Raw genomic sequence first — 22,500 nt, forward strand, 5'->3', positions numbered from 1 at the left:
AACCTAGCCCTGTCCGGCCCCCCTGTGGCCGGACGTGCGCCCGACGTAGGCGCGCGAGGCGCGCGCGACCAGCGGGTGGTGGTCGGCCCGGTGCAGCACCCACTTGCGGACGTGGAAGCCGCCGGCCCGCGCCCCGCTGCCCAGCACCTCGGCCACCCCGGGGAGGCGTCCCTCCGCCTGCCGGAAGGCCCGCCGGTAGCGGCGGAAGAGCCGCCCGTGGTCGAGGGCGAGCGACACGAGCGCCGCCTGCGTGGCGGCCAGCAGCTCCTCGTCGGCCACCTGGTCGAGCGCGGGACCGGTCCCGCCCTCGAGCGCCGGCACGAGGTCGGCGAGGTCCCCGTGGACCGTGAGGCCGCGGCGCGCCAGGTCGGCCACCACGCCCTCGCCGTACGCCCGCGCCCACGCCCGGTGCTCGGCCGGCAGCTCCGGCGGGCGACCGGCCGCCCCGGCCAGCCGCGCACGGATGCCCGCCTCCACCACGAACCGGTGCTGGCTGGTGGTGAGCGCTCCCGCGACCGACTCGTTGAGCCGCCGCACCGCCTCGAGCTCGGCCGCGCCGAGGGAGACGTTGCGCGCCGCAGGGAGGGTGCCGGCCCAGCCGTCGGGCAGGCCGGTGGCCCGGCCGAAGCGGTCGAGCAGGGTCGTCGGCCCGGCTCCCGGCGGCGGCACCGTCACCAGACGGATGCGCTCGGGCGGCACCGCCGTGGCCCACGCGTCCACCACCCGGCGCACGTCGTGCCGGTACCAGAAGGACAGGCCCTCGCTCGGCGGTGCGCCCGGCTCGCCGCGCACGCTCGAGACGAAGTCGTGCCACGTGACGCACCCGCCGTTGACGACCGTCTGCTGCCACGACGACACCACGGTGCGCGCGACGTCGCGCACCCCCACCACGACGAAGACCCGGTGGTCGCCGAGGGCCCGCACGAGGCGCCGCGCCTGTCGCGGGCGGGCCAGCGACAGCTCCTCCTCCGACACGACCACGCGCGCGCCGTCGTACGCCGTCACCTCGGCGAGCAGGCGGCGCAGCGCCCCCGGGACCTGGCCGCGCTCCTCGCCGTGCACCCGCTGGCCGACCAGGTCGTAGGCCGCCAGCCGCTGCGCGCGGTGGCTGCCACCGGGGAAGAGCACCCCCTCTGCGGCCAGCCTCCCGGCGCCGGCCTCGAGCGCCGCCTGGATGGTCGTCGTGCCGGTCTTGGCCAGCCCTACGTGGAGGTGGACGTCGGTCATGGCGGTGACGCTAGGAACGGCGCGGCACCTGGGGCATGGGTCTGCAGTCCCGGCCCGCCCGGGAGCCTGCGGAGGCCCGTGAGACCCATCCCACAGGCCGGCCGGTGTCCGCGGCGTGAGGCTCGTCCTATCCTGCGGACCATGACCGACCTCGAGGGTGGACTGGACGAGCCCGAGGAGCTGCAGCCCGCGGAGGGCACGCTCCGGCTCGTGGGGGACGACGACACCTACGACGTCGCGGCCTGGGAGGCGGCCACCGCCGCGGTGCTGCGCAAGGCCCGGCGCCTGGGCGACGACGCGCCCGACTCCGACGTGTGGGCCGCCCTCGCGCACACCACCCTCGACGGCATCGAGGTCGCCCCGATCGGCCGGCCCGCCGACCTCGAGCGCCTCACCACGAGCGGTCGTCCGCAGCGGACCGGCGCCTGGGACGTGCGGACGTCGCTGGTCGGCGACGACGCCGCGGCGATCAACGAGGCGGCCCTCGTCGACCTCGACAACGGTGCGACCTCGCTCCACCTCGATCTGTCCCGGACGGTCGACCTGCCCACCGCGCTGCGGGGCGTGCTGCTCGACCTGGCGCCGGTCACCCTGGACCGCCCGGACGCCGAGCAGTCCGAGGCGCTGGCCCGGCTCCTCGATCAGGTCGCGGGCGACCCGCACCCGGCCAACAACCTGTCGGCCGACCCGGCCACCGCGCTGGCGTTCGGCGAGCGGGTCGGGGACGACGGCTCGACCGTCGCCGACACCTTCGTCGCCACCGTCCGCCGAGCGCAGGGCCTCGGGGTCCTCGGCGCCGTGGTCGACGGCACCGCCCTCCACGACCGCGGCGCCAGCGACGCCCAGGAGCTCGGCTGGACGACGGCCGTGGGGGTCCACTACCTGCGCCTGCTCACCGACGCCGGCCTCACCGTCGACGAGGCCGCGGGGCTGATCGAGTTCCGCTACGCCGCCACCGACGAACAGCTCCCCACGATCGCCAAGCTCCGCGCCGCGCGCCGGCTGTGGGCGCGGGTGCTCGAGGCGAGCGCCGGGTCCGACGTCCCGCAGCGCCAGCACGCCGTCACCAGCCGGGCGATGATGAGCCGGTTCGACCCCTGGGTCAACATGCTCCGCGCCACGGTGGCCGCCTTCGCGGCCGGCGTGGGCGGCGCCGACGCCGTCACCGTCGTCCCGTTCGACGAGCGCCTCGGCCTGCCCGACGCGTTCGGTCGCCGCATCGCCCGCAACACCTCCTCGCTGCTCATCGAGGAGTCGCACGTCGCCGCCGTCGCCGACCCCGCCGGGGGCTCGTACGCCGTGGAGAGGCTCACCGACGACCTCGCCGTCGCGGGCTGGGCCGAGCTGGGCCGCATCGAGGCCGACGGCGGCTTCGGCGAGCAGGCCGCCGCCGGGGTGAAGGAGCGCGTGCGCGCCGTCCGCGACGCCCGCGACGCGGGCATCGCCGACCGCTCGCGGCCGCTGACCGGCATCTCGGAGTTCCCCCACCTCGGAGAGGTGCTGCCCGAGCGGGCGCCCTTCGGCCGGGCCGGAATCCGCTACGCCTCGGCCTACGAGGACATGCGCGCCGCGCCCGCCGACCGTCCCGTCTTCCTCGCCACCATGGGGCCGGTCGCAGCCCACACCGCCCGCGCCACCTTCGCGACCAACCTGCTCGCCGCCGGCGGCGTCGCCGTCGAGGCGGCCGGTGCCACGTCCGACGCCGCGTCGGTGCTCGCCGCCCACGCCGGCCAGCGGGTCGTCTGCCTGGCCGGCACCGATGCGGCGTATGCCGAGTGGGGCGCCGACCTCGTCGCCGCCCTGCGCGCGGCAGGGGCGTCGTACGTCGTGCTGGCGGGCCGGCCGGGGGAGCGGACGGTGACCGACGTCGACGACTCGTGCGCCGTGGGGGTCGATGCGCTGGGGTTCCTGGCCCGCGTGAGAGAGGAGCTCGCCCGATGAGCATTCCCGACAACTTCGCCGAGGTGCCCCTCGCGGGCCGTGCGTCGACCGGCGCGTCGCCCGGCGACCAGCAGCCCTGGACGAGCCCCGAGGGGATCGACATCCTGCCGGTCTACGGGCCCGAGCACCTCGAGGGCCTCGACGGGCTGGACACGTGGCCCGGGCTGGCGCCCTTCCTGCGAGGTCCCTACCCGACGATGTACACGACGCAGCCGTGGACGATCCGGCAGTACGCCGGGTTCTCCACCGCCGAGGAGTCCAACGCGTTCTACCGGCGCAACCTCGCGGCGGGCCAGAAGGGCCTGAGCGTCGCCTTCGACCTCGCCACCCACCGCGGCTACGACTCCGACCACCCGCGGGTGCGCGGCGACGTCGGGATGGCCGGCGTGGCCATCGACTCGATCTACGACACCCGCACCCTCTTCGACGGCATCCCGCTCGACGAGATGTCGGTGTCGATGACGATGAACGGCGCGGTGCTGCCGGTGCTCGCGCTCTACATCGCCGCGGCGGAGGAGCAGGGGGTCGCGCCGGAGCAGCTGGCCGGGACCATCCAGAACGACATCCTCAAGGAGTTCATGGTCCGCAACACCTACATCTACCCGCCGGCGCCGAGCATGCGGATCATCAGCGACATCTTCGCCTACACCTCGCAGCGGATGCCGCGCTTCAACTCCATCTCGATCTCCGGCTACCACATCCAGGAGGCCGGGGCGACGGCCGACCTGGAGCTGGCCTACACCCTCGCCGACGGCGTGGAGTACATCCGTGCCGGCCTCGGGACCGGCATGACGATCGACCAGTTCGCGCCGCGGCTGTCGTTCTTCTGGGCGATCGGGATGAACTTCTTCATGGAGGTCGCCAAGATGCGCGCGGCCCGGGCCCTGTGGGCGCGGCTCGTCGACGACTTCGAGCCGCAGAACCCGAAGTCGCGCTCATTGCGCACCCACAGCCAGACGTCGGGCTGGTCCCTGACCGCGCAGGACGTCTTCAACAACGTCGGGCGCACCTGCATCGAGGCGATGGCCGCCACGCAGGGCCACACGCAGTCGCTGCACACCAACGCCCTCGACGAGGCGATCGCGCTGCCGACCGACTTCTCCGCGCGCATCGCCCGCAACACCCAGCTCCTGCTGCAGCAGGAGTCGGGCACCACGCAGGTCATCGACCCGTGGGCCGGCTCCTACTACGTCGAGAAGCTCACCCACGACCTCGCCGAGCGGGCGTGGGCCCACATCCTCGAGGCCGAGCGCGCCGGTGGCATGGCGGCCGCGATCGAGCAGGGCATCCCCAAGATGCGCATCGAGGAGGCGGCCGCGCGCACCCAGGCGCGCATCGACTCCGGCGCCCAGAAGGTCATCGGCGTCAACACCTTCCGGCTCCCGGTCGAGGACCGGCTCGACGTCCTGCGCGTCGACAACGACGACGTCTACCGCCAGCAGGTGGCCAAGCTGGAGCGGCTGCGGGCCGAGCGCGACGACGACGACGTACGCCGGGCGCTGGACGCGCTGACCGCGTCGGCCGAGCGCGGACCGGTCGGCGGCGGGTCCCTCGAGGGCAACCTGCTCGCGCTCGCCGTCGACGCGGCGCGCGCGAAGGCCACGGTGGGGGAGATCTCCGACGCGCTGGAGAAGGTCTACGGCCGCCACCAGGCCGTGATCCGTACGATCAGCGGCGTGTACCGCGACGAGGCAGGCACCGCAGCCGGCTCCCGGGTCGCCGAGGTGCTCGCCGCGACCGAGGAGTTCGAGGTCGAGGAGGGGCGGCGCCCGCGCATCCTCGTCGCGAAGATGGGCCAGGACGGCCACGACCGCGGCCAGAAGGTGGTCGTCACGGCCTTCGCCGACCTCGGCTTCGACGTCGACGTGGGGCCGCTGTTCTCCACGCCGGAGGAGGTCGCGCAGCAGGCGGTGGACGCCGACGTCCACATCGTCGGGGTGTCCTCGCTGGCGGCCGGCCACCTCACGCTGCTGCCGGCGCTCAAGCAGGCGCTCGCGGACCAGGGCCGCCCGGACGTCATGATCGTCATCGGCGGCGTGATCCCGCCCGACGACGTCGAGACCCTGAAGGAGATGGGCGCCGCCGCGGTGTTCCTGCCCGGGACCGTGATCGCCGAGTCCGCGCTCGACCTGCTGGCCCGGCTGCGCTCCGCGTGAGGCCGTGATGGCGCGGGCCGCCCGTCCCGTGGACGTCGCCGCGCTCGTGGACGGCGTGCGCGCCGGTCGGCGCGCGGACGTCGCTCGTGCGATCACGCTGGTGGAGTCCTCGCGCGGCGAGCACCGGGTCGCGGCCCGCGACCTGCTGACCGCGCTCGCGCAGGTCGAGCGGCCGCCCGCGACGCGGGTCGGCATCTCCGGCGTGCCGGGCGTCGGCAAGTCCACCTTCATCGAGACCCTCGGCACCCGGCTCACCGCGGCCGGGCACCGGGTGGGCGTCCTCGCCGTGGACCCGTCGTCGGTGCGCACCGGCGGCTCGGTCCTGGGCGACAAGACCCGGATGGCGACGCTGTCGGTCGACCCCCGCGCGTTCATCAGGCCCTCCCCGTCGGCCGGCACCCTCGGCGGCGTCGCCCGCGCGACCGTCCAGGCGATGCTGGTGCTCGAGGCGGCGGGCCACGACGTCGTGCTGGTCGAGACCGTCGGCGTCGGGCAGTCGGAGGTGACGGTCGCCGGGATGGTCGACACGTTCCTCTTCCTCACCATCGCGCGCACCGGCGACCAGCTGCAGGGCATCAAGAAGGGCATCCTCGAGATCGCCGACGTCGTCGCGGTCAACAAGGCCGACGCGGCGGGCGGCGACGACCACGAGGGGGAGGCGCGGGTCGCCGCGCGCGAGCTCGCCGGCGCCCTGCGCCTGGTGCGCGGCCACGCCGAGTGGGCGCCGCCGGTCGTGACCTGCTCGGGGCTGACCGGCACCGGTGTCGACGACGTGTGGCAGCGCGTGGGAGCCCACCGCGACCACCTCGGCGAGGACGGGCTGGCCCGCAAGCGCGCGGGGCAGCAGCTCGACTTCACCTGGGCGCTCGTGCGCGACGAGCTCGACCAGCGGCTGCGGTCGTCGCCGGAGGTCGCCGCGGTGCGCGACGACGTACGCCGTGCCGTGCTGTCGGGGGAGCTCCCGGCACCCCTGGCCGCCGACCGGATCCTGGCCGCTTATGACCATCGCCCGCACGGGTGGGACGGACCAACTAACCTGTGAGGGTCATGCCAACCGCTGTCCCCGCCACATCCGTCATCGCCGAGGTCGTCGACAAGCACGCCGACGACCTCGTCGCCTTCCGTCGCGACCTCCACGCGCACCCCGAGCTCAGCTGGGCCGAGAGCCGCACCTCGGACCTCGTCGTGTCCGCTCTCGAGGACGCCGGCTGGACCACGAGCCGCCCCGAGGGCGGGGGTGTGCTCGCCGAGGTCGGGCACGGGGGACCGCTGGTGGCGCTGCGGGCCGACCTGGACGCCCTGCCGGTCGACGACCTCATCTCCGACCCGTGGCGGAGCACCAACCCGGGGGTCGCGCACGCCTGCGGGCACGACGTCCACACCGCCGGCCTGGTGGGCGCGGGGCTCGCGCTCGCCGAGGTCGCGACGCGCGGCCTGCTGCCCGGGCGCGTACGACTGCTCTTCCAGCCCGCCGAGGAGGTCATGCCCGGTGGGGCGCTGCACCTCATCTCGGCCGGCGCGCTCGAAGGCGTCAGCCACGTCTTCGGCCTGCACTGCGACCCCAGCCTCGACGTGGGACGGATCGGCCTGCGGGAGGGGCCGCTCACCGGCGCCGCCGACGCGCTGACCGTCCGGCTCATCGGCAAGGGCGGCCACACCTCGCGGCCCCACCTCACCGAGGACCTCACCTTCGCGCTCGGCAAGGTCATCACCGAGCTGCCCGCCATCCTCAGCCGTCGCCTCGACCCCCGCGCCGGGGTCAGCGTCGTGTGGGGCATGGTGCGCGCCGGCTCGGCCCACAACGTCATCCCGCACGGCGGCACGGTCGCCGGCACCGTGCGGATGCTCGACGCGGTCGCCTGGGCAGACGCCGAGCACCTCATCCGCCAGCTGATCAGCGCGATCGTCGCCCCCTACAGCGTGACCGCCGAGGTGACCTACCAGCGCGGCGTCCCGCCGGTGGTCAACCACGAGGTCTCCACCGCCCTGCTCGGCGAGGCCCTCGAGCGCGTGCTGGGCCCGCACGGTCACGTCTCCACCGCGCAGAGCCTCGGCGGCGAGGACTTCGGCTGGTACCTCGACTCCGTCCCGGGCGCGATGGCGCGCCTCGGCACCCGCTCGCCCGGAGGGCCGACCTACGACCTCCACCAGGGCAACCTGCGCATCGACGAGGGCGCCACGTGCATCGCCTCGCGGGTGCTGGCCGAGGCCGCGGTGACGGCGCTCTCAGCCGGTCGCTGACGGCACGTCGCCGTCCTCGGTGCCGTCCTCGGTGACCCTCGCCAGCGGGACGCCGAAGGTGAACGTGCTCCCGACGCCCGGCGTGGACCGCACGTCGAGCCGACCGCCCAGCAGGTCGGCGAGGGCGCGGCAGATGGCCAAGCCCAGACCCACCCCCCGGTGCTCGCGGGCAGCGTGGGGGTCGACCTGGGTGAAGGGCTCGAACAACGCCTGCAGGTGGTCCTCGGCGATGCCGATGCCGGTGTCGGCGACCTCGAAGCGCACCCAGGTGTCGGCGGTGCACTCCTCCTCGTCCGGGCACGGTGCGCCGCTGCGGGCCTCGACCCGCACCTCGACGCCGCCCCGGTCGGTGAACTTGAGCGCGTTCTGCACCAGGTTGGTCACCACCTGCACCACGCGGCGCCCGTCGCCGAACGCCGTCACGGGGACCGACTCGTCGACGGTGAGCGAGAACGTGAGGCCGCGGGCCTCGGCCAGGGGGACCGCCCACCCGGCGACGTCGTCGACGGCGGCGCGCAGCCCGAACACGCGGGGGTGCAGCACGTCCTGGTGCGCCTCGAGGCCGGAGTAGTCCAGCAGGTCGTTGACCAGGTGCATCAGCCGCTGGCCGGAGCGGTGCACCATCTGCACGTAGTGCTCCTGCTCCGCCCCCGGGTCGGCGTGCACCAGCAGCTCGGTGGCCCCGACGAGCGCCGCCAGGGGGGTGCGGACCTCGTGGCTGACGGTGGCGAGGAACAGGCTCTTGGCGGCGTTGGCCTCCTCGAGCTGGCGCACCAGCTCCTTCGCTGCCGTGACGTCCTCGGCGATGCCGTGCACGCCCACGACCTCGCCGCCGACCACGACGGGGATCATGGTGCACCGGATGTCGATGACCTCGCCGTCCGGCCGGAGCACGCGGGCCTCGGTGAGCTGGGGGATGCCGGTGAGGGTGTTGGCGAAGCTCTCGTCGATGAGGTGGACGTCGTCGGGGTGGATGACGTCGGAGTAGTGCGAGCGCCGCATCTGCTCCAGCGTCAGCCCGGTCATCGCGAGCGCGTGGCCGTTCGCGTCGGTGTAGTGGCCGCTGCGGTCCACCGAGTAGGCAGCGTGGGGGTGGTGGGTGAACATCGACGCGTAGCGCTCCGAGCCCTCGTCGGGTGCGCCCTCGGGCGACGTGCGCCCAGGGGCTGCGGGGCGGGGCCGGTCGTCGTGCATCGGGTTCCTCCCGGGTGCTGGTCGCGGTGAACGCCTCGGCCGGGCTCCGGCCGCCTTTTCAGTAGAGCACGAGAGCCGCCCGGGCGGTGACCGGACCCGGACATCCGCCGGCTGCGATGATCGCTCGATGGGCGAGCCACGGGACCTGCGGACGACCTTCGACTCCGCTGCCGACACCTACCAGGAGGCGCGGCCCGACTATCCCACCGAGCTGTACGACGCGCTCGTCGCCGCCGCCGGCCTGCACGAAGGCGACCGGCTGCTGGAGATCGGCTGCGCCACCGGCAAGGCGACGCTGCCCCTCGCGCGGCGTGGGTTCGCGATGACCTGCCTCGAACCGGGTCCGGCGCTCGCCGCCGCGGCGCGACGCAACCTGGCCGAGCTAGAGGAGGTCGACGTCGTCGAGACGGCCTTCGAGACCTACCGACCGGCGACGCCGCAGCGCTTCGACCTCGTCCTCGCCGCGACCGCCTGGCACTGGCTGGACCCGACGGTGCGCTACCGGCGGGCCTGGGAGCTGCTCGTGCCGGGCGGGCACCTGGCCTTCTGGAGCGCCACCCACGTCTTCCCCGACGGGGGTGACCCGTTCTTCGCCGAGATCCAACCGGTCTACGACGAGATCGGGGAGGCGCTGCCCGGCGACGCGGTCCGTCCCCGGCCCGGCGGGCTGCCCGACCAGCGCGACGAGATCGACGGGACCGGACTCTTCGAGGTCGTCACCGTCCGCGAGGTCGACTGGGAGGTCACCTACGACGCCGAGGGGTACCTGCGCCTGCTCGACACCTTCTCCGGCCACATCGCGATGGCGCCCGCGAAGCGGGAGCACCTGTACGCCGAGGTCCGCCGCCGGCTCGCGAGCCGTCCCGACGGGCGCCTCGTGCGCGGCTGGGGCGCGGTGCTGCAGGTGGCCCGGCGCCGCGGCTGACCCGCTCACTGTTGTCGGTAGGGCACTCCGTCCGCCGCGGGCGGCCGGGACCGGCCCACGAGGCCCGCCACCGCGAAGATGGTGACGAGGTAGGGGAGCATCAGCATGAACTGGCTGGGGACCGGGGAGCCGATCGCCGACAGCACGCCCTGGAGGTTGGACGCGAAGCCGAAGAGCAGCGCGGCCAGGGTGGCCCGGATCGGGTCCCACTTGCCGAAGATGACCGCCGCCAGCGCGATGTAGCCCGCCCCGCCGGTCATCTCGCGGTTGAACTGGGAGACCGAGACCAGGCTGTAGTAGGCGCCGCCCATGCCGGCGATCAGGCCCGCGAGCAGGATCGTGCGGTAGCGGGTGCGGTTGACCTTGATGCCGACCGTGTCGGCCGCCTTCGGGTGCTCGCCGACGGCACGGACCCGCAGGCCCCAGCGGGTGCGGTAGAGGGCGTACGCCACCAGCGCGACGACGACGTAGAGCACGTAGACGAGCGGGGTCTGGCGGAACAGGATCGGGCCGATCAGCGGGATGTCGCCGAGGATCGGGATGGGCAGCCGCTGGAAGCGGTCGGGGGAGTTCAGCGTCTCGGCGTTGGGCGTGAGCACCTGGCGGAACATGAAGTTGGTCAGGCCGAGCACGAGCACGTTGAGCACCACGCCGACGATGACCTGGTCGACGAAGTAGGTGATCGCGAACAGGCCGAGGACGAGCGCGACCAGGGCGCCGGCCACCGCGGCGGCGACGAGGCCGGCCCACGGCGAGCCGGTCGTCGAGGCGGCGATCGCGGCGGCGAACGCGCCGAGGAGCAGCTGGCCCTCGATGGCGATGTTGACCACGCCGGCCCGCTCGCCGAGCACGCCACCGAGGGCGCCGAAGACCAGCGGGATCGCCAGCGCCACGGCGCCGCCCAGCAGGCTCACCACGAGGATGGTGCCGTCGGCGGCGGCCCAGCTGAGGAAGCCGATCATCCACGCGACCGCGAAGGCGATCGGGATCCACAGCGGCTGCCGCGAGCGCGCCAGCATCCGGCGGAGGGCCTCGGCGGTGAGCGCGAGGCAGACCACCACCATCACCCACGCGGTCGGCCCGGACGGCACGACGATGTCGGGCAGCTGGACGAAGTCGCTGTCGACGGCGAGCTGGAACGTCGTGCTGCCGGAGTGGCTCGAGCGCAGCAGCACGACGGCGAGGAGCACCGTCAGCACGCCGAGGATGATCGGCAGCTTGCGGGCGCCGGCACCCCGGGTGGGGGTCACGGCCGTGTCGGGAGCCAGCCCACCGCTCTCGGGCACGGGCTGCTGGGTCGCGGTGCTCACTTGGCCTCCTGGGCGGGGAGCCGGAAGATCGCGCGCACCAGCGGGGGTGCGGCGAGGAAGAGGACGATCAACGATTGCACGACGAGCACCAGGTCGACCGAGATGTTCTCGGACGTCTGCATGGTGAAGCCGCCGGCCTTGAAGGCGCCGAACAGGATCCCCGCGGCGAGGATGCCCAGCGGACGGGAGCGGCCGAGCAGCGCCACGGTGATGGCGTCGAAGCCGATCGCCGCGTCGAGGTCGAGGGAGACGCCGCTCGTGACGGTGCCGAGCACCTGGTTGATGCCCGCCAGGCCCAGCAGCGAGCCGGCGACCATCATCACGACCGTGTAGGTCCGCCCGACGTTGATGCCGGACGCACGCGCGGCGTGCGGGTTCTCGCCGACGGCGCGCACCCGGTAGCCGAAGGTGGAGCGGTTGAGCACCCACCACACCACGGCGACCGCGACGAGCGCGATCACGAACCCGAGGTGCAGGTTGAACTGCTCGCCCAGCACGTCCGGCAGGACCGCCGACTGCTTCATCGGCGGCGACTTCGGGTTCACCGAGCCCGGCGTCTTGAGCAGCCACTCCTTGGTGAGGGCGTAGAAGAGCAGGTAGTAGGCGACGTAGTTGAGCATGATCGTGACGATCACCTCGTGGGCACCCGTGCGGGCCTTGAGGAGGCCCGCGATGCCGCCCCACAGTGCGCCGGCGGCCATGCCGACCAGGATCGCGAGCGGCAGGTGGATCGCCGTGGGGAGGTCGAGCTGGAAGCCGACCCAGCCGGCGGCGCCGCCGGCGACCAGCATCTGGCCGCGGCCGCCGATGTTGAACAAGCCGGCGCGGAACGCCAGCCCCACGCCGAGGCCGCCGAGGACCAGCGGGCCGGCGAACTTCATGGTCTCGGTGAGCGGGCGCCACTGCTGGGCGGGCTCGGTGAGGTTGTAGTTGAACACGGCGCCGCGGAACATCGCGCTGTAGGCGCCGGAGATGGCGTCCCACAGGGCGGTGAAGAAGTCGGAGGGTCGGGCGGTGACGTAGCTCGCGGTCTCCCGCACGGTCTCGTCGGTCGCGGCGATCATCACCGAGCCGACGAAGACGGCGAGGAACACCGCGAGCACCCCGGCCAGTGCGTCGCCGGAGGCGATCTCGCGCAGCAGGGAGCGCGACCGGTCGCCGGAGGTGGCGGCGGAGTCCTCGGCGGGGTCGACGGGCGCGTCGACGCGGGTGCTGCCGCCGGTGGGCTTCTCGTCGGGCTGCGGCTTGTCGGTGTCGCTCACGCCACCACGTCCTTCACGTCCTGGGGGCGTTCGCCGGTCATCATCAGCCCGAGGGTGGTGCGCGGGGTGTCGGCCGGCACGATGCCGACGACGCGACCGCGGTAGAGCACCATGATGCGGTCGGCCAGGGCCACCACCTCGTCGAGCTCGGTCGAGACCACCATGACCGGGATGCCGCTGTCGCGGGTCGCGACGATCTGCTTGTGGATGAACTCGATGGAGCCGACGTCGACGCCGCGGGTGGGCTGGGCGGCGACGAGCAGGCGCAGGTCGCGCGACAGCTCGCGGGCCACGACGACCTTCTGCTGGTTGCCGCCGGAGAGGTTGGCGGCCAGCGAGTGGATGTCGCGCGCGCGGACGTCGTACTCCTTGAGCTTCTTCTCGGCGAAGGCGCGGAGCGCGCCGAGGCGCAGGGAGCCGTTCTTGACGAACGGCGACCTGAAGCTGCGGTTGAGCATGAGGTTCTCGGCGATGGTGAAGCCGGGCACGAGGCCGTCGACCTGTCGGTCCTCGGGGATGAAGCCGACCCCGGCGTCGAGGATCCGGCGGGTGGAGCGGCCGACGAGCTGCTCGCCGTCGAGCACGACCGAGCCGCTGACGTCGTCCTGCAGCCCGAGGAGGGCCTCGGTGAGCTCGGTCTGGCCGTTGCCCTGCACGCCGGCCACGGCGAGGACCTCGCCGGCGCGGATGGTGAAGGAGATGCCGTCGACCTGGACGTGACCGGCGGCGTCGACGACCCGCAGGTCCTCCACGACGAGCGCCTCGGCCCCGAGCGTCGGCTCGTCCTTGTGGACCACCAGCTCGACGGGGCGGCCGACCATCATCGAGGCGAGCTCGGCGTTGCTGGCCTTGGGGTCGGCCTCGCCGACCACCTTGCCGTGGCGGATCACGGTGATCCGGTCGGCGACCTCGCGCACCTCGCGCAGCTTGTGGGTGATGAAGACGATGGCCTTCCCGGCCTCCTTGAGCTGGCGCATGATGTCCATCAGCTCGTCGGTCTCCTGCGGCGTGAGCACCGCGGTGGGCTCGTCGAAGACGAGCAGCTCGGCGTCGCGGGAGAGCGCCTTGATGATCTCGACCCGCTGCTGCACGCCGACCGGGAGGTCCTCGACGAGCGCGTCGGCCTTCACGTGGAAGCCGAAGCGCTCGGAGATCTCGGTGACGCGGTCACGGGCCGCGTCGAGGTCGAGGGTGCCGGCGAAGCCGGTGGACTCGTTGCCGAGCATCACGTTCTCGGCGACGGTGAAGACCGGGATGAGCATGAAGTGCTGGTGCACCATGCCGATGCCCGCGGCCATCGCGTCGCCGGGGCCGGTGAAGTGCTGCACCTCGCCGTCGAGCTCGATCTCGCCCTCGTCGGCCCGGTAGAGGCCGTAGAGCACGTTCATCAGCGTCGACTTGCCCGCGCCGTTCTCGCCGAGCAGGCAGTGGATCTCACCGGGCTCGACCGTGAGGGAGATCGAGTCGTTGGCCACCACGCTGCCGAAGCGCTTGGTGATGCCTCGCAGGACGAGTCTCATGGCATCGCATCCTAGGGGTCGGATCTTGGCAAAAGAGAGGGAGGCCGACGGGTCCGTCGGCCTCCCTCCGATGTGGAGCGCGGGTGATCAGCCCAGGTAGGAGTTCACCTTGATCGAGCCGTCGATGATGCCGGCCTTGACGGTCTCGAGCTCGTCGGCCAGCTCGGGGTTGACTTTGTCCTCGAAGTTGTGGAACGGGGCGATGCCGACGCCGTCGTTCTCGAGGGTGCCCACGTAGGGCTCGAAGTCGAACTCGTCGTTGCCCGCGGCCAGGACGGCCTCGTAGGTCGAGACCTTCATGCCCTTGAGGATCGAGGTCATGACGTAGTCCTGCGTGTCGGGGTCGGTCTCGAACAGGTCGGCGTCCACGCCGATCATGGCGACGTCGTTGCCGGAGTCCTCGATCGCGGTGATCGCGCCCTGGTAGATCGGGCCACCGACGGGGAGGACCACGTCGACGTCCTGGTCGAGGATCTGCTTGGCGGTGCTGGTCGCGGCCTCGTTGGCCTCGAAGCCCCCGGTGAAGGAGCCGTCCTTGCCGTCCCAGCCGACGACCTCGACGTCCTTGCCCTTCTCCTCGGCGTAGTACTCCGCGCCCTGCTTGAAGCCGTCCATGAAGATGGTGACGGTCGGGAAGGGCAGGCCGCCGAAGGTGCCGACCTTGCCGGTCTTGGTGTAGTCGGCAGCGGCGTAGCCGGCGAGGAACGCGGCCTCGGCCGTGTTGTAGAGCAGCGGCTTGATGTTGGGCTCGTCGGCCTTGCCGTCGAACGTCTCGCCGTCGTCGCCGCCGTCGGCGGAGTCGTCGATCAGGACGTACTCGATGTCGGGGTTGGCCGCGGCCGACTCCTTGGTCGCGGCGGCCAGGGCGAAGCCGACGGTCACGATGACGTCGCAGCCCTCGCCGACCAGGCTCTCCAGGTTGGGGGCATAGTCGTTCTCGCTGTTGGACTCGACCGGCTTCAGCTCCACGCCGAGCTCGTCGGCGGCCTGCTTGGCGCCCTCGTAGCCGAGCTGGTTGAACGACTTGTCGTCGAACCCGCCGGCGTCGGACACGATGCAGGGCAGGAAGTCGCTGGCGGCGGGCTCGCTCCCGCTCCCGCTCCCGCCGTTCGTCTCCTCCGCGGGTGCGTCGCCGCACGCAGCCAGGGTCGCGGCCGCGAGCAGGGCCACGAGGCCGCTCGAGACGACCTTCCTCGTCTTCAACACAAATGCCTCCAAAATCGTGCACCCCGGGGTTGGGGCCAGCGTTCGGCGTCATGATGCCTGCCACGGCTCGCTGCGTCACGGGGTTGCGGTGTTCCGAAATGCGTTTGAGACCTAAAACCCGCCGGAGGACTTTCGGCGGAAGATGCCGAAGACCGGCGGTTCGCCGTATGCGCCATAGTGGCCGCGTGGAACAGAGGGACTGGGACGAGCTCAAGCAGGCCGCCGTCGAGGTGATGGGCCGCGCCTACGCGCCCTACTCGCACTACCCCGTCGGGGCCGCGGCGCGGGTCGACGACGGACGCACGGTGGTCGGCTGCAACGTGGAGAACGCGGCGTACGGCGTCGTGCTGTGCGCCGAGTGCGGGCTGGTGTCCCAGCTGCACGCCAGCGGGGGCGGGCGGCTCACCCACTTCGTGTGCGTCAACGGCGACGGCGAGGTGATCATGCCGTGCGGGCGCTGCCGCCAGCTGCTCTTCGAGCACGGCGGGCGCGACCTGCTGCTGTGGACCGTCTCCGGGGTCAAGCCGATGAGCGAGGTGCTGCCCGACGCCTTCGGGCCCGACGACCTGGCCCGGGTGGCCACCGACGAGGCAGGACGGTCCTGATGCCCGCACACGACGCCGTCGAGGTGATCCTCGCCAAGCGCGACAAGCACGAGCTCACCGACAGCCAGATCGACTGGGTGATCGACGCCTACACCCGCGGCGAGGTGGCCGACGAGCAGATGTCGGCGCTCGCCATGGCGATCCTGCTCAACGGCATGAATCGCACCGAGATCTCCCGCTGGACCGCGGCGATGATCGCGTCGGGGGAGCGGATGGACTTCTCCACGCTGTCGCGGCCCACCGCCGACAAGCACTCCACCGGCGGCGTCGGCGACAAGATCACCCTCCCGCTGGCCCCGCTCGTCGCGGCGTGCGGCGTGGCCGTGCCGCAGCTGTCGGGCCGCGGCCTCGGCCACACCGGCGGCACCCTCGACAAGCTCGAGTCCATCCCGGGCTGGCGCGCGGACCTCGGCAACGAGGAGATGGTCGCGATCCTCGAGGAGGTCGGCGCGGTCATCTGCGCGGCGGGCGAGGGCCTCGCCCCCGCCGACAAGAAGCTCTACGCCCTGCGCGACGTGACCGGCACGGTGGAGGCGATCCCGCTCATCGCCAGCTCGATCATGAGCAAGAAGATCGCGGAGGGCACCGGCGCGCTCGTGCTCGACGTCAAGGTCGGCAGCGGCGCCTTCATGAAGGACGTCGACAGCGCGCGCGAGCTCGCCGAGACCATGGTCGGCCTCGGCACGGACGCCGGCGTGCACACGGTCGCGCTCCTCACCGACATGGCGACCCCCCTCGGCCTGACCGCCGGCAACGCGATCGAGGTCGCCGAGTCGGTCGAGGTGCTCGCCGGTGGCGGCCCCGCCGACGTGGTGGAGCTGACCCTGGCGCTGGCCCGCGAGATGCTCGCGGGCGCCGGGCGCGGTGACGTGGACCCCGCGGACAAGCTGGCCGACGGGTCGGCGATGGACGCCTGGAAGGCGATGATCCGGGCGCAGGGCGGCGACCCCGACGCGGCCCTGCCCGAGGCGCGGGAGTCGCACGTCGTCACCGCCCCGAGCAGCGGCACGCTGACCCGGCTCGACGCGATGGCGGTCGGGATGGCCGCGTGGCGCCTCGGTGCGGGCCGGGCCCGCAAGGAGGACCCGGTGCAGGCCGGCGCCGGCGTCGTGTGGCACGCCCGGCCGGGTGACGAGGTCACGGAGGGCGAGCCGCTGTTCACACTGCTCAGCGACGAGCCGGCGCGCTTCGAGCGTGCCCTCGCCTCGCTCGAGGGCGGCTACGACATCGGCTCGGGCGGCGACGGGGCGGACCGGGCGACCCCGAGCGACATCGTGCTGGAGCGCATCGGCTGAGGCCGTCCCCAACTCTGACGATGACCCGTCGGTAGCACCCGTTCGCCGCGGTTCTGTTCCTAGCGTTCCTTTACTTTAGGGATCCGGGGAGAGCCCATGCAGAACAACGACGAGCGCGGGTCGGGCCGCGCCAGGATGATGTCCACCGCGGTGCTGGCGACGGTGGTGATGGTGACGGGGCTGGTCGTCGGTGCGGGCGCGACCTGGCTCGCGATGGCCAGGCCGGGCAGCGAGGCCGCGGCGCCGGGCTGCGACCGGTTCCGCACCGTCGACGTGGCCGTGGCGCCCGCCATCTACGGCGTCGTCGTCACGGCCCTCGAGGAGGCCACGCCGGCCTGCACGTCCGTCGAGCCCGCCATGCGCTCGGGCATCGACGTCGCCCAGGGCGTGTCCATGGGAGGGGCGCTCCCGGACATCTGGATCCCGGAGGCCCGCTACCTCACCACCGCGGCCCACCTCGGTCCCGCCGCCCGGCCCGAGCTGCGGCTCGGGGCGAGCCTCGCCACGACGCCGGTCCTGCTGGTCGGCGGCAACCAGGCGCGCCGGTTCGGCTCCTGGGGCGACGCCGAGGCCTCCAAGCTGGTGTCCGTCCCCGACCCGGCCTCGTCCGTGTCCGGCGCGCTCGCCGTCACGGCCCCCGAGGCCGAGGCCCGCGCCGTGGGCCGCAGCCGCGTCGACGCCCGCGAGATGCTGGTCCCCTTCGCGCAGGCCTACGGCGCCCGCCGGGTGCGCGGTGCCGACGACACCGTCCGGCCCGCGATGTTCGCCCGCCGGTCGCCCCGGCTCGTCGTCACCACCGAGCAGGAGCTCACCGGCGTTCCCGACCGCGACGACCTGCGCGACCTGACCCCGGGCGTCGGCTCGCCCGCGCTCGACTTCCCGCTCACGGTGCGACGCGACGCCGCACCCGGCGCCCGGGCGCTCGCCCGTGCGCTCCGCGCCCACCTCGCCACCGAGGAGGGACGCCGCCTGGTGGCCGCCGAGGGGCTGCGCGCGCCGGGCGCGGCGGGCAAGGTCCTGCCGACGCCGTCGGGGGAGGCCATCTCCCGGGCGGTGCGGTCGTGGGGCCTGTTCAGCGTGCCCTCCTCCATGCTGGCCGTCGTCGACGCCTCCGGCTCGATGGACGCCGACGCTGGCACCGGGTCGCGCATGGACCTGCTGGCCGACGCCTCCCGGATCGGGCTCTCGTTCCTCCCCGACCACGCCCGGGTCGGGCTCTGGGTGTTCTCCATCGACCAGGGCGGGCCCGGGCAGGACTGGCGCGAGCTCGAGCCGATGCGCCGGCTCGACGACCTGCGCTTCGGCCGCACCCAGCGCTACGCCCTGCGCGAGCGCGCCGACCAGATGTCGGCCCTGACCGATGGCGGCACGGGGCTCTACGACACCGCGCTAGCCGCCTACCGGGAGGCGGTGCGCCGCTACCGCCCGCACTACTCCAACGCGGTGGTCCTCATGACCGACGGCCGCAACGAGGACCCGGGCTCGATCGAGCTCGAGCCGCTGCTGCAGCGGCTCGAGGAGCTGCGCGACCCCGAGCGGCCGGTGCGGATGGTCGGCATCGCGATCAGCGGCGACGCCGACCTCGCGGCCCTGCGCCGGATGGCGCAGGTGACCGGTGGCGAGGCCTACCTCGCCGCCGAGCCCGAGGACGTGCTGGAGGTGTTCGCCCAGGCGGTGCTGTCGCGGTGAGCCCGCGGCCCGGCCGCCTCAGCGCACGAACGCCCGCGCCACCGTGGCGGCGAGCGCCTCCCGGCGACGGCGGTGCAGGGACCCGGGGTCGCCGGGGTCGGCGGTGCGGGTGAGGGAGGCCTGCGCCCAGGTGCCGGCCAGCGCGATGAGCATCGACCAGAGGTCCTCGACGTCGACGTCGGCCACCAGCACGCCGGCGACCTGGGCCTCGTGCAGGCGGGCCAGCGCGGGACCGTCGTGGTGTGGGGTGGTGAACAGGTCACCGCTCGGCCGGCGCTCGAGCCGCGACCAGATCAGCAGCCGGACCAGCGAGGGATCGGCCAGGTAGGCGTCGTAGAGGCGGGTGGCGTAGCCGGGCAGGTCCTCGACGGTCAGGGGGACCCGGCCCACCGTGGCGGCGACGTGCAGAGCGACGGCGGCGTCGAACAGCGCGTCCTTGTTGCCGACGTGGGCGTAGAGCTGGGACTTGTTGATCCGGGCGGTCGCGGCGATGCGGTCGACGCGCGCCCCGGCCAGGCCGTGCGCCACGAACTCGGCCGTCGCCGCCTCGAGGATCCGCTGACGGGTCTGCTCGGCCTTTCCCACCGGGGTAGTCTACCGAGAACCAACCAACCGGTTGGTTCTGCACTGCTCGTCACCCCACCAGGAGTCACCATGTCCAAGGTCACCGGCTACCGAGCGACCGACCGCCCCGGCGAGGTGGAGCTCGTCGGCCTCACCCGCCGCGACCTCAGGCCCGACGACGTCGAGGTCCGGATCTCGCACTGCGGGGTGTGCCACACCGACCTGCACGCGCTCAGCGGGTCCGCCGCGGGCCGCGGCGGCACCCCGCTCGTCCCGGGCCACGAGTTCGTCGGCGAGGTCGTCGCGACCGGCCCCGCGGTCACGTCCTTCGCGGTGGGCGACCCCGTCGCCGTCGGCAACATCGTGGACTCGTGCGGGACCTGCGCGATGTGCGTCGCGGGCCAGGAGAACATGTGCGTCGAGTTCCCCACGCTGACCTACGGCGGCACCGACCGGGTCGACGGCTCCACCACGCTCGGCGGCTGGTCGTCGTCGTACGTCGTGCGCGAGGACTTCGTCTACCACCGCCCGCCCGCCCTGGACCCCGCCGCGGTCGCCCCGCTGATGTGCGCGGGCGTCACGGTGTGGGAGCCGCTGCGCGTGTGGGGCGCCGGACCCGGCACCCGCGTGGGCGTGGTCGGGCTGGGCGGCCTCGGCCACCTCGCGGTGAAGCTGGCGGTCGCGCTCGGCGCCGAGGTCACGGTGTTCACCCGCACCGCCGACAAGGCCGCCGACGCCCGCGCGCTGGGGGCGCACCGGGTGGTGCTCTCCACGGACGAGCAGGACATGGCGGCGGCGGGGGAGAGCCTCGACCTGGTCATCGACTGCGTCCCCGGCGCCCACGAGGTCGGCCCCTACCTGCGCACGCTCGCCCTCGACGGGACGCTGGTGGTGGTGGGCCACCTCGGCGAGGTGCGGGTCGACGCGATGGACCTGCTGCGCGCGCGCCGTCGGCTGGCCTCGTCGGGCAGCGCCGGACGGGCCAGGACGCAGGAGCTGCTCGACTTCTGCGGCGAGCACGGCGTCACCGCCGACGTCGAGACGGTCCCGTCCGCCCAGGTCGCGACCGCGCTGGAGCGGCTGGGACGCAACGACGTCCGCTACCGGTTCACCCTCGACCTGCGCGACCTCGGCTGACCAGCCGTACGGCGGCGTCAGGCGAGCAGCAGCACGACGTGCTGGGCCACGCAGGCGGGCTTGTCGCGACCCTCTATCTCGACGGTGTGCTCCACGATGAGCTGCTTGCCCTGCGGCAGGTCGCGCACCTCGCCGAAGCGCACGTGGGAGCGCAACCTGCTGTCGACCGGCACCGGGTGGGGGAAGCGCACCTTCTCCAGGCCGTAGTTGAGCCGCGCGCCCGGCGTCTCGAGGCGGAAGACCTGCGAGGCGAAGTGGGGGAGCAGGCTCAGGGTGAGGAAGCCGTGGGCGATCGTCGTGCCGAAGGGCCCGGCGCCCGCCTGCTCGACGTCCACGTGGATCCACTGGTGGTCCAGCGTGGCGTCGGCGAAGGAGTCGATCCTGGCCTGGTCGACCGCGAGCCACTCGCTGGTGCCGATCTCGGACCCTGCGGCTGCGGCGACGTCGTCGAGGGTGGTGAAGGTGCGCATGGGGGCGAACATAGTCCGCCTGCTTGGATGTGCCGGTGACCACTCCCACCCGCGACCAGGTGCACCGGGCCCCCAAGGTGCTGCTCCACGACCACCTCGACGGCGGGCTCCGTCCGCAGACGATCGTCGAGCTCGCCGCCGAGATCGGTCACGAGCTGCCTGCCGGCGACGCCGCGTCGCTCGGGCAGTGGTTCGCCGACTCCGCCGACTCCGGCTCGCTGGTGCGCTACCTCGAGACGTTCGACCACACGGTGGCGGTCATGCAGAACGGCCCGGCGATCGCCCGTGTCGCGCGCGAGTGCGTCGAGGACCTGGCCGCCGACGGCGTCGTCTACGCCGAGGTGCGCTACGCCCCCGAGCAGCACGTGAGCGGCGGGATGACGCTCGACGAGGTGGTCGCCGCCGTGCAGGAGGGCTTCGACGCGGGGGCGGCCGCGAGTGGCGGCAGGATCGTCGTACGCCAGCTGCTCACCGCGATGCGGCACCAGGCCCGGTCGATGGAGATCGCCGAGCTCGCGATCGCCTGGCGCGACCGCGGGGTGGCGGGCTTCGACATCGCCGGCGCCGAGGCCGGCTTCCCGCCCACCCGGCACCTCGACGCGTTCGAGTACCTCCAGCGCGAGAACGCGCACTTCACCATCCACGCCGGCGAGGCGTTCGGCCTGCCCTCGATCTGGGAGGCCCTCCAGTGGTGCGGCGCCGACCGGCTCGGCCACGGCGTGCGGATCATCGACGACATCACGGTGGCCGAGGACGGCTCGGTCGAGCTCGGCCGGCTCGCGGCCTACGTCCGCGACAAGCGCATCCCCCTGGAGATGTGCCCGAGCTCCAACATCCAGACGGGTGCGGCGGAGTCCTTCGCGGAGCACCCCATCGGCCTGCTGACCGACCTGCGGTTCCGGGTCACCGTCAACACCGACAACCGGCTGATGAGCGGCACGTCGATGACGCAGGAGATGTTCGGGCTGGTCGAGGCGTTCGGCCACACGCTCGAGGACCTGCGCTGGTTCACCATCAACGCCATGAAGTCGGCGTTCCTGCCCTTCGACGAGCGGCTCGCGATCATCGACCGCGTCGTCAAGCCGGGCTACGCCGACCTCATGGCCGAGGCCTGATCAGCTGCTGAGCTCGGCGTACGCCCGGTCACCGGTCGCCCGGCGGCACCCCTGCTCGACCGCGTGCGCGACCACGCGCTGCTGGTCGCGCATGAGCGCGAACCCGCGGCGCAGGAGGACCAGCGGCGGCTTGCGGTGCTCGCGCAGGTCGCGGGTGAGCCGGCGCCAGAACGTCACGAGCGGGTGCTGGGTGATGCAGTAGGCCGCGGCGAGCATGCCGTCGTCGCGGCAGGCGGCCACGACGTCCGGCGCGAAGATCCCCTCCGCCACGAAGCGGGTGCTGCCCCCGAGCTCCACGGTGCGGGACCCGCACCGCCCGTTCTGCGCGATCTCGTAGACGGGCACCTCGCTGCGCCCGGTGCCGCACAGCTCGCGCAGCGCCGCCATCGCGTCCTCGCGGTGCCAGGAGTCGGGGTGGTCCCAGTCGACGAGGCCCTCGTTGGCGCCGTGGGTGATGCGCGGGAGGGTCGGGTCGTCGCCGTCCTTGTAGAAGTCGTCGAGGCGCAGGACGGGGAGTCCGAGCCGCTCGGCGAGCCGCGACTTGCCGGCTCCGCTCGGGCCGGCCAGGACGACCACCTGGGCTGTGTGCATGGTTACAGACTCATTTCCTCGTTCGGCCACGGACGTCCGGACTGGAGATTAG

At 73.2% G+C, this 22,500-nt stretch carries 19 protein-coding genes; 10 read left to right on the forward strand and 9 right to left on the reverse strand.

Annotated elements, in window-relative coordinates:
* Window positions 1–3 precede the first annotated feature (3 nt).
* On the reverse strand, window positions 4–1,227 hold the full coding sequence (locus HN031_RS12170; RefSeq protein WP_172270213.1) for a hypothetical protein: 1,224 nt from the start codon (window positions 1,225–1,227) through the stop codon (window positions 4–6).
* A gap of 141 nt (window positions 1,228–1,368) precedes the next feature.
* On the opposite strand from HN031_RS12170, the gene HN031_RS12175 reads away from it, so the two are divergent.
* The 4 genes from HN031_RS12175 to HN031_RS12190 are packed head-to-tail and all read left to right on the forward strand — an operon-like array spanning window position 1,369 to window position 7,565.
* Window positions 1,369–3,168 carry a methylmalonyl-CoA mutase family protein gene (locus HN031_RS12175; protein ID WP_172270215.1) on the forward strand — a complete coding sequence of 600 codons (1,800 nt, stop codon included), beginning with the start codon at window positions 1,369–1,371 and terminating at the stop codon, window positions 3,166–3,168.
* The gene (gene scpA, locus HN031_RS12180) at window positions 3,165–5,324 is read left to right on the forward strand and encodes a methylmalonyl-CoA mutase (protein ID WP_172270217.1); all 2,160 of its coding nucleotides are present in this window, start codon (window positions 3,165–3,167) and stop codon (window positions 5,322–5,324) included. Before HN031_RS12175 ends, scpA begins: the two co-directional genes overlap by 4 nt.
* Window positions 5,325–5,331: 7 nt before the next feature.
* A complete protein-coding gene (gene meaB / locus HN031_RS12185) occupies window positions 5,332–6,366 on the forward strand; it encodes a methylmalonyl Co-A mutase-associated GTPase MeaB (protein ID WP_172271648.1) in 1,035 nt (344 codons plus the stop codon).
* A 5-nt stretch (window positions 6,367–6,371) separates the two neighbouring features.
* A complete protein-coding gene (locus tag HN031_RS12190; RefSeq protein WP_172270219.1) occupies window positions 6,372–7,565 on the forward strand; it encodes an amidohydrolase in 1,194 nt (397 codons plus the stop codon).
* On the opposite strand, the gene HN031_RS12195 is transcribed toward HN031_RS12190, so the two are convergent.
* Entirely contained in the window at window positions 7,551–8,759 is a 1,209-nt protein-coding gene (locus HN031_RS12195) for a HAMP domain-containing sensor histidine kinase (protein WP_172270221.1), read from the reverse strand. The two genes, HN031_RS12190 and HN031_RS12195, sit on opposite strands and share 15 nt — an antisense overlap.
* A 127-nt stretch (window positions 8,760–8,886) precedes the next feature.
* On the opposite strand from HN031_RS12195, the gene HN031_RS12200 reads away from it, so the two are divergent.
* Window positions 8,887–9,684 carry a trans-aconitate 2-methyltransferase gene (locus HN031_RS12200; protein ID WP_172270223.1) on the forward strand — a complete coding sequence of 266 codons (798 nt, stop codon included), beginning with the start codon at window positions 8,887–8,889 and terminating at the stop codon, window positions 9,682–9,684.
* A 5-nt stretch (window positions 9,685–9,689) separates the two neighbouring features.
* Here the strand turns inward: HN031_RS12200 and HN031_RS12205 are convergent, their stop codons facing one another.
* The 4 genes from HN031_RS12205 to HN031_RS12220 all read right to left on the reverse strand — a co-directional run bounded on the left by HN031_RS12205 (window position 9,690) and on the right by HN031_RS12220 (window position 14,982).
* Window positions 9,690–10,994 (reverse strand): ABC transporter permease, encoded by a 1,305-nt coding sequence (locus HN031_RS12205; protein WP_367650741.1) that lies wholly within the window; start codon window positions 10,992–10,994, stop codon window positions 9,690–9,692.
* On the reverse strand, window positions 10,991–12,256 hold the full coding sequence (locus tag HN031_RS12210; RefSeq protein ID WP_367650742.1) for an ABC transporter permease: 1,266 nt from the start codon (window positions 12,254–12,256) through the stop codon (window positions 10,991–10,993). The genes HN031_RS12205 and HN031_RS12210 overlap by 4 nt, the downstream gene beginning before the upstream one ends.
* Window positions 12,253–13,776 (reverse strand): ABC transporter ATP-binding protein, encoded by a 1,524-nt coding sequence (locus HN031_RS12215; RefSeq protein ID WP_172270225.1) that lies wholly within the window; start codon window positions 13,774–13,776, stop codon window positions 12,253–12,255. Before HN031_RS12215 ends, HN031_RS12210 begins: the two co-directional genes overlap by 4 nt.
* Window positions 13,777–13,863: 87 nt before the next feature.
* The gene (locus HN031_RS12220; protein WP_172270227.1) at window positions 13,864–14,982 is read right to left on the reverse strand and encodes a BMP family ABC transporter substrate-binding protein; all 1,119 of its coding nucleotides are present in this window, start codon (window positions 14,980–14,982) and stop codon (window positions 13,864–13,866) included.
* Between the two features lie 185 nt (window positions 14,983–15,167).
* On the opposite strand from HN031_RS12220, the gene HN031_RS12225 reads away from it, so the two are divergent.
* From HN031_RS12225 to HN031_RS12235, 3 genes are all read left to right on the forward strand, one after another.
* Window positions 15,168–15,587 (forward strand): cytidine deaminase, encoded by a 420-nt coding sequence (locus HN031_RS12225; RefSeq protein WP_367650743.1) that lies wholly within the window; start codon window positions 15,168–15,170, stop codon window positions 15,585–15,587.
* Window positions 15,587–16,882, forward strand: coding sequence for a thymidine phosphorylase (locus HN031_RS12230; protein WP_172270231.1), 1,296 nt, complete (start codon window positions 15,587–15,589; stop codon window positions 16,880–16,882). Before HN031_RS12225 ends, HN031_RS12230 begins: the two co-directional genes overlap by 1 nt.
* Window positions 16,883–16,978: 96 nt before the next feature.
* Window positions 16,979–18,571 (forward strand): VWA domain-containing protein, encoded by a 1,593-nt coding sequence (locus tag HN031_RS12235; RefSeq protein ID WP_172270234.1) that lies wholly within the window; start codon window positions 16,979–16,981, stop codon window positions 18,569–18,571.
* Window positions 18,572–18,589: 18 nt separating this feature from the next.
* Here the strand turns inward: HN031_RS12235 and HN031_RS22335 are convergent, their stop codons facing one another.
* Window positions 18,590–19,156: a TetR family transcriptional regulator gene (locus tag HN031_RS22335; RefSeq protein WP_172270236.1), complete on the reverse strand. Its 567-nt coding sequence runs from the start codon at window positions 19,154–19,156 to the stop codon at window positions 18,590–18,592.
* Window positions 19,157–19,225: 69 nt separating this feature from the next.
* Between HN031_RS22335 and HN031_RS12245 the strand changes: the two genes are divergently transcribed.
* Window positions 19,226–20,272 (forward strand): NAD(P)-dependent alcohol dehydrogenase, encoded by a 1,047-nt coding sequence (locus HN031_RS12245; protein WP_172270238.1) that lies wholly within the window; start codon window positions 19,226–19,228, stop codon window positions 20,270–20,272.
* 17 nt (window positions 20,273–20,289) lie between these two features.
* On the opposite strand, the gene HN031_RS12250 is transcribed toward HN031_RS12245, so the two are convergent.
* Window positions 20,290–20,742: a MaoC family dehydratase gene (locus HN031_RS12250; RefSeq protein WP_172270240.1), complete on the reverse strand. Its 453-nt coding sequence runs from the start codon at window positions 20,740–20,742 to the stop codon at window positions 20,290–20,292.
* 35 nt (window positions 20,743–20,777) lie between these two features.
* Between HN031_RS12250 and HN031_RS12255 the strand changes: the two genes are divergently transcribed.
* Window positions 20,778–21,857: an adenosine deaminase gene (locus tag HN031_RS12255; protein WP_172270242.1), complete on the forward strand. Its 1,080-nt coding sequence runs from the start codon at window positions 20,778–20,780 to the stop codon at window positions 21,855–21,857.
* On the opposite strand, the gene HN031_RS12260 is transcribed toward HN031_RS12255, so the two are convergent.
* Window positions 21,858–22,448, reverse strand: a complete 591-nt coding sequence (locus tag HN031_RS12260) for an ATP-binding protein (RefSeq protein WP_172270244.1) — start codon at window positions 22,446–22,448, stop codon at window positions 21,858–21,860.
* Between the last annotated feature and the right edge of the window lie 52 nt (window positions 22,449–22,500).

Source organism: Nocardioides sp. zg-1308 (assembly GCF_013155375.1).
GTDB classification, from domain to species: Bacteria; Actinomycetota; Actinomycetes; order Propionibacteriales; family Nocardioidaceae; genus Nocardioides; species Nocardioides renjunii.